This is a genomic window from Lacticaseibacillus suilingensis, from assembly GCF_016861845.1.
Taxonomy (GTDB): domain Bacteria; phylum Bacillota; class Bacilli; order Lactobacillales; family Lactobacillaceae; genus Lacticaseibacillus; species Lacticaseibacillus suilingensis.
Window position 1 is genome coordinate 284,345 of sequence record NZ_BOLV01000001.1, and the last position, 7,108, is coordinate 291,452.

At 55.0% G+C, this 7,108-nt stretch carries 5 protein-coding genes; 4 read left to right on the forward strand and 1 reads right to left on the reverse strand.

What is annotated here, in order from left to right; all coding sequences use genetic code 11:
- The first annotated feature begins 10 nt into the window (after positions 1 to 10).
- The 3 genes from glgA to JUF11_RS01370 all read left to right on the forward strand — a co-directional run bounded on the left by glgA (position 11) and on the right by JUF11_RS01370 (position 5,677).
- Complete coding sequence (glgA, locus tag JUF11_RS01360) at positions 11 to 1,447, forward strand: glycogen synthase GlgA (protein WP_204117986.1); 1,437 nt, start codon at positions 11 to 13, stop codon at positions 1,445 to 1,447.
- Between the two features lie 78 nt (positions 1,448 to 1,525).
- Entirely contained in the window at positions 1,526 to 3,895 is a 2,370-nt protein-coding gene (locus JUF11_RS01365) for a glycogen/starch/alpha-glucan phosphorylase (protein WP_204118001.1), read from the forward strand.
- A 9-nt stretch (positions 3,896 to 3,904) separates the two neighbouring features.
- Positions 3,905 to 5,677: a glycoside hydrolase family 13 protein gene (locus tag JUF11_RS01370; protein WP_204117987.1), complete on the forward strand. Its 1,773-nt coding sequence runs from the start codon at positions 3,905 to 3,907 to the stop codon at positions 5,675 to 5,677.
- A 61-nt stretch (positions 5,678 to 5,738) separates the two neighbouring features.
- Here JUF11_RS01370 and JUF11_RS01375 read toward each other — a convergent pair whose 3' ends face one another.
- A complete protein-coding gene (locus JUF11_RS01375) occupies positions 5,739 to 6,674 on the reverse strand; it encodes an FAD:protein FMN transferase (RefSeq protein WP_204117988.1) in 936 nt (311 codons plus the stop codon).
- A 210-nt stretch (positions 6,675 to 6,884) separates the two neighbouring features.
- On the opposite strand from JUF11_RS01375, the gene JUF11_RS01380 reads away from it, so the two are divergent.
- A partial coding sequence (locus JUF11_RS01380; protein WP_204117989.1) for a helix-turn-helix domain-containing protein occupies positions 6,885 to 7,108 on the forward strand: 224 nt, incomplete at its 3' end.

Sequence of the window (7,108 nt, forward strand, 5' to 3'; positions counted from 1 at the left end):
GGCAGCAACAATGAAAGTCTTATTTGCAGCAGCGGAAGGCGTTCCGTTTTATAAAACCGGCGGGCTCGGTGATGTCGCTTATGCGCTGCCTAAGACCTTGCGCCAGGCGGGGGTCGATATTCGGGTGGTGTTGCCATACTACGGTCAATTATTTCCCGCGCAATATCGCGCGCAGGTGTCAGATGTCGCCCAGTTTACCGTCATGGTTGGGGGCGAGCAGAAGTATGTGGGCATCAAGCAACTGCAATTAGGCACGGTGCCGTATTATTTCATCGACAACGAGGAATTCTTTGGGCGCGAAGGACTGTATGGGTACTGGGATGATGGCGGGCGGTTTGGCTTTTTCCAAATGGCGATTATCGAGATGCTACAGGTCATCGACTTTATTCCTGACGTCTTACATCTCAATGACTGGCACACCGCGTTCATTCCGGTGCTGCTGAAGGACAAATACAGCTGGATTACGCCTTATCAAAGCATCAAAACCCAGCTGACCATTCACAATCTGCAATTTCAAGGCTGGTTCCCACCGGCAGTACTCACTGATGTGTTTGGGATCGGCCGTCAGTTCTTTCACGATGATGGGTATGCTCAAAACGGGGCAGTGAATTTCCTTAAAGGCGGCATCAACTTCGCCGATTTGGTATCGACGGTGAGCCCCAGCTATGCCCGGGAAATTCAAACCCCGCAGTTTGGCGAGCATCTCGATGGTACCTTGCGTAAGCAGGCAGGTAAATTGGTTGGAATCTTGAACGGCATTGATACCCAGCTTTATGATCCAGCCACCGATAAACATTTGCCGGCGCATTACACGGCCGGTGATTTAAGTGGTAAGGCCAAGGATAAGCGCGCCTTGCAGCGCAGTGTGGGCTTGCCACAACGTAAAGTGCCGTTATTTGGCATCGTGTCGCGGCTGACCCGGCAAAAAGGCATGGATCAGTTGCTGACGGCGCTGAATGTGCTGCTACCAGGCGAGGACATTCAAGTGGTGATGCTTGGCACCGGTGATTCCGAGCTGGAAGTGGGTTTTAATACCTTGCGCGATCGGTTTGCTGGCAAGGTGGCTAGCTTGGTCAAGTTTGATGAGGCCCTAGCCCAGCAAATTTATGCCGGGGCCGATTTCTTCGTGATGCCAAGCGCCTTTGAACCCAGCGGCCTGGCCCAAATGATGGCCATGCGTTACGGCACCTTGCCTATTGTGCATGAAACCGGCGGCCTGCGTGATTCGGTGACCCCGTATGACGCCACGACCGGCGCCGGCACCGGGTTTTCGTATTATGATTTCACGCCGCAAGTCTTGATTGACACCTTGGTGCGCGCGGCTCAGGTCTACCGTAATGAGCCGGCAGCGTATCAGCAGTTGCAGCAACAAGCCATGGCGGCAGATTTCGCCTGGCCCAAAGCTGCCAAGCAATATCTGAGCGGGTATGAGCGATTGCTAGGCTAAACGCCACGTTCTGAACCGCGGCGTGTCGCTATTCAGGCGAGGTAAGGAGGAATTTTTTTGCTCACGACAAAGGCATTTATGCGGACGCTTCACGACAATGCACTGGGTTTGTTTGCCGATGAACTCACGCATCTGTCCACCCAGCAACAATATCAAGCAGTAGCCGTCACCATCAAAGGCTATTACGGCAAGCAATGGGCCGCCACCAAGGCGCAAGCAGACGCGAAGCAAACCAAGCAAGTTTATTATTTTTCCATTGAATTCATGCCCGGGCGCCTCATGGCCTCCAATCTGCTGAACCTTGGGATCAAGGACACAGTGGAGGCTGGGCTGCGCGAGCTCGGGTTGGACCCAGCCGCCATTTATGCGGCGGAAGTGGATCCCGGCCTCGGCAATGGCGGCTTGGGCCGCTTGGCGAGTGCGTTTTTGGATAGCATGGCTTCGGTGGGGATGGCAGGTAATGGCAATGGGATTCGCTACCAATACGGTCTGTTTCAGCAGCGCTTCGTCGATGGTTACCAAGTGGAGCTGCCAGATGACTGGTTGCGCGAGCCGAACATGTGGGAAACGCGCAAAGAAAATCGCGCCGTAATCATTAAATATGGTGGCCAAGTCGAGCTCCGGCCGCGGGCTAATGGCAGCCTGCAGGCCATTTATCACAATACTGATGATGTGCTGGCGGTACCTTATGACACGCCGATGGTAGGCTATCGCACCGGCGTGGTGAACACGATGCGGCTGTGGCAAGCGGAAAGCGTGCCTGGTCGGGCCCATAATTTGGCTGATAAAGCGCGGGTGGATGCCATTACCCAAATTCTATATCCCGATGACTCTGACAGCGCCGGGCGTGAATTGCGGCTGCGGCAGGAGTATTTCTTCGTGTCGGCAGGCATTCAAAGCATTATGACGCACTTCAAGCGATTCCATCAGGAACTGAACCTGCTGCCGAAGTTCGTGGCGATTCACATCAACGACACCCATCCCGCTATGGCGGTGCTGGAGCTGATGCGCATTTTGCTTGACGAAGAGGAGCTTGATTGGGACGAGGCGTGGCGGCTGACGGTCGCCACGCTGAGCTACACCAACCACACCCTGATGGCTGAGGCCTTGGAAACTTGGCCAGAGGCGATGTTTGCCGGGCTGCTGCCACGCTTGTATCAGATTGCGGGTGAAATCGATCGCCGCTTCCGCGCTCGCTACCGCCAGCAGTATGGGGACTTGCTGGTCAATCGAGTGGCACCGTTGGGGGATGGCCAGCTGCGGATGGCTTATCTGGCTGTCATTGGTAGCCATGCCGTCAACGGCGTGGCCAAACTGCATAGTGAGCTGCTCAAAACCCGGGTGCTCAAAGACTTATACGCGATTTTTCCTGAGCGCTTCAGCAACCAAACCAACGGCATTACGCCCCGGCGGTGGGTGCAGTTAGCAGACGAGCCGCTGGCACAGTTGATCGATAGCAAAATCGGCCAACCTTGGCGGCGCGATCCCATGTTGCTGCGCCGGCTTAGCCAGTATGAAAATAACGATGAGTTTTTGATGGCCCTGAATGCCGCCAAGTTGGCGAATAAGCAGCGATTGGCGCAAGTGATTGAGCACCAGCTAGGCCTCAAAGTCAATCCGCAGGCGATGTTCGACGTCCAGATCAAGCGCCTGCACGCGTACAAACGGCAGTTGCTACATGTGTTTGGCATTTTAGAAGCATACTTAGCCCTGAAAAAAGGGGAAAAGCGGCCTCCGCGAGTTCATGTGTTCGGCGCCAAAGCCGCCCCGAGTTATCAATATGCTAAAGCCGTGATCAAGCTGATGAACGCCGTGGCGGATATGGTGAATCATGATCCCGCCGTCAATCAAAGTTTGCAGGTGGCCTTTTTACCGAATTACGGCGTCACCTTAGCCGAGCAAATTGTGCCAGCAGCGGATATTTCCGAGCAAATCTCCCTGGCCGGCACCGAAGCTTCAGGCACGTCGAATATGAAGCTGATGGCCACCGGAGCGATTACGCTGGCGACGCTTGATGGCGCCAATATCGAAATCCGGCAAGCGGCTGGTGAGCGGGCGATGGCCACTTTTGGCTTAACCAGCGAGCAGGTGGCCTTCGCGCAGCAAAACCAATCGTACCGCGCGGCAGCCCAATATGAAGCTGACCCGACGCTGCATCGTATTGTGGATATGCTGACAGACGGCTCGATTCCGGGGGTAGAATCTGAGGGGCGGATGATTCGCACTGAATTGCTGGATTATAATGATAGCTATTTTGTGTTGGCTGATTTCGCCAGTTATGTGGCTGCCAGTCGCAAGCTGGATCAGTTGTGGGCGGAACCCAAGGCCTGGGCCAAGCTGGCACTGGCTAACATTGCTGCCAGTGGCCAATTCTCGGCTGATTTCACCGTTGAACGCTATGGCCGCGATATCTGGCAGGTGCTGCCCAGCCAGCCGATTGAAAGCTAGGTGAAGGTCATGGATTACAATTCTTTTCGCGATCGGCAGCCCAGCACCGCCGTCACGGTGAAGACTGACGTGACTTTCACCTTGCATGGCGAGGATCAAACCACCGCGAGTCTGCTGCTGGCCAAAGATGGCGCGGATTACGACACCATCGCCATGACGCAGGTGGTAGGGGGCTTTACCCTCACGGTGACGCCGCCGACGCCGGGTTTGTGGTTTTATGCTTTTGCCTTGGGTGATGGTCGTTTTCTGAGTGCCAGCATGGCCGGACTCGGTGGGCCTGCCCAGATTGTGGCAGAGCTTTCGCAGGTGCAGCCCTATCAGCTGACCGTGGCTGCCAGTTTTGACGCTATGCCCAGCTGGTATCAGGATGCGCAAATTTACCACATCTTCGTCGACCGCTTCAATAACGGCAACCAGGATGGTCGGGTGCTGGCGCCGAAAGCCAATAGTTTTTTGTATGGTCAGCTCACTGATGATCCGTATTACGTCAAAGATGCCGCTGGCGAAGTGGTGCGATGGGATTTTTATGGCGGCAATCTGGCCGGCATCACCGCTAAGCTCGATTGGTTGCAGCAGCAGGGTTACACGGCGCTATATTTAAGCCCGATTTTTGAAGCCGCCAGCAATCATCGCTATGACACGGCGGATTATTTCCACATTGATCCGATGTTAGGCGACCTGTCAGCGTTCAAGGCCTTAGTAGCAGGCCTGCATCAGCGCGGCATGCGACTGATTTTGGATGGGGTGTTCAATCATGTGGGCCGCGATTCGCGCTACTTTAACGCGGTGGGTCACTATCCCACTGTCGGCGCAGCGCAATCGCCAACCAGTCCGTACTATGATTGGTTCACCTTTAAGCATTATCCCGACGATTATGCCAGTTGGTGGGGGGTAGCGGATCTACCCGCCATCAATAAAACCAGCCAGTCGTTCCACGACTTTATCGCTGGCGGACCGGATTCGGTCATCGGCTATTGGACCGGCCTAGGGGTGGACGGCTGGCGGCTGGATGTGGTGGACGAGCTCGATACGGCTTTTGTGACGCAAATTCGCCAGTTGCTGGATCAGTATCCGGACCGAGTGCTGATTGGTGAGGTGTGGGAAGATGCCTCCAACAAGGTCGCTTACGGCCAGCGCAAACCCTACCTGCTCGGCGGGTCGCTCCAAGCGGTGATGAATTATCCGCAGCGGGAGCTGATGGTGCAATTTGCGGCCGGCCAAATGCCTGCCGCTGCTGTGGCCCAGCGCCTGCTGACAATGCAGGCGAATTACCCACCGGCAGTGTTCGCCTATAATTTCACCAGCTTAGGTACACATGATACAGAACGGCTCAAAACGTTGTTGCCAGAGGCCGCTCAGTTGCGTCAGGCGGTGCTGCTGTGGACGGTACTGCCGGGCAACCGTGTCATCTACTACGGGGATGAGGCCGGGCTGACCGGGGGCCGCGACCCGCAAAATCGCAAGTACTATCCTTGGGGGCATGAAGACGCCGCCACCATGGCCTTATACGCCGAAGCAACGCACTGGCGCCAATTGCCGGCGCTGCATGGTGCCGCTGCGTTTTGGACCTTCGCCATGGAGGCGGGATTGGTCGTTGTGCGGCAAAGCGCCGCTCAGGTGGTGGTGGCCTATTTTAACCCCACCAATGGGGCTCTTTTGTTTAGCCCACCAGCGCCGGCAACAGGGCTGCCACCGGCACTGCAAGAACTGCTGCCCACCGTGTTAGTCCAGGCGCATGATCAAGTGCTGCAAACCTTCACCCAATCCTCGTTTGGTCGCTAGTCAAAAAGCGCGCTACATCAACCAGCAAAGTTGACGCAGCGCGCTTAGTTTTAACTCGGTGCTAGTGGCCCATGGTGGGCATCAAAGTTTCTCTTAGCCCACTGGTTTGGGTGATTTGAGTGGCCTTGGTGATGAAAATGGCCTCAGCGGCTTCATCCTCAATCACATCAAAGCCAGCTGGAATGCCGGCGTAAAAGCCCACAGAAGAGAGCACGTCCGCTTTTTCGGCGGAGTCTGCGACGACGGTGATGCTGGCCATATCGGAATCAACTGGACTGCCTGTTTCTGGATCAAGCAAGTGGTGATAAACATGCCCGCGCCGGTCAAAGTGGCGGAAATAAATTCCGGTGGTGACGACGGCTTTGGGGCTGGTGGTGAGGGTGGCAATCGGCGGATTGCCGGGTTCGCGGGGATCCGTGATCGGTACCTGCCACAACGGCACGCCTTGCTCACTGTTGCCGAACAGCAGTTGGTTACCCGCCAAGTCAATCAGGCCGCCGGTGACCCCGCGCTGCTGCCAGAGCTTACCCATTTCATCAATGATGAAGCCTTTGGCAATCCCGCCAAGATCCAGGGACATGCCAGGTTCGCTCAGAAACACCGTTTGGGCTTCTGAATCCAAAATCACTTTGTCCGGATCTGTCAAAGCCAGCCGTGCTTTGATCCGGTCGCTGCTCGGGACGCTGGCATCATCAAAGCCGATGTGCCACAACCCCACCAGCGGCCCAATCAAAGCATTGTAACCTAGGCCGCGTTTGCTCCAAGCGACTGCCCGTGCAATCAGGTTGAAAATTGGTCGCACCGGAATGTGCACTGGGGCAATTCCCGCTTGTTGGTTGATTTGGGTCAGTAGCGAGTGCTCATCGTAAAACGAAAGCAGTTTAGCATAAGCGGAGACTAAGGCGATACTTTTATCAAAGGTGCCAGTTTCGCCACCTTCATAGATGGTGAGGGTGTTTTTAGCCCCCAGCCCATCGAACTCAATTGAAGTTGTCATTTTCGTTCCTCCTCGGACAAATTGGTCCGTCAGTACGTGGTAAGTCATCAATTCAAGCGTAACCGTTTTCATAAACAAAGGCAAAGAAAAATATCCTTAATTTAATGTCCCCAGTTTACAATTCAAGTGCAACACCCTGACGACTAGACCAAAAAGGCCATGAAGACCTATTCTTGTTAGTGCTAGCTAAACAAGAAAGCAGGAATCTTCATGACCCACTCTCAGACTAACACCCACAAGCATTACCAACAACTCAGTTTTAGCGACCGTGCTACAATTCAGGCCCTTCGGGCTGCTGGTGACACCGCGACCGTGATTGCACAGAAGCTTCATCGCAGTAAAGCGACAATCTCACGAGAAATCACGCGTGGATCTGTAACTCAGCTCGACTCGAAGCGTCACTCGCATCAAGTCTATCTTGCGGAAACTGCCCA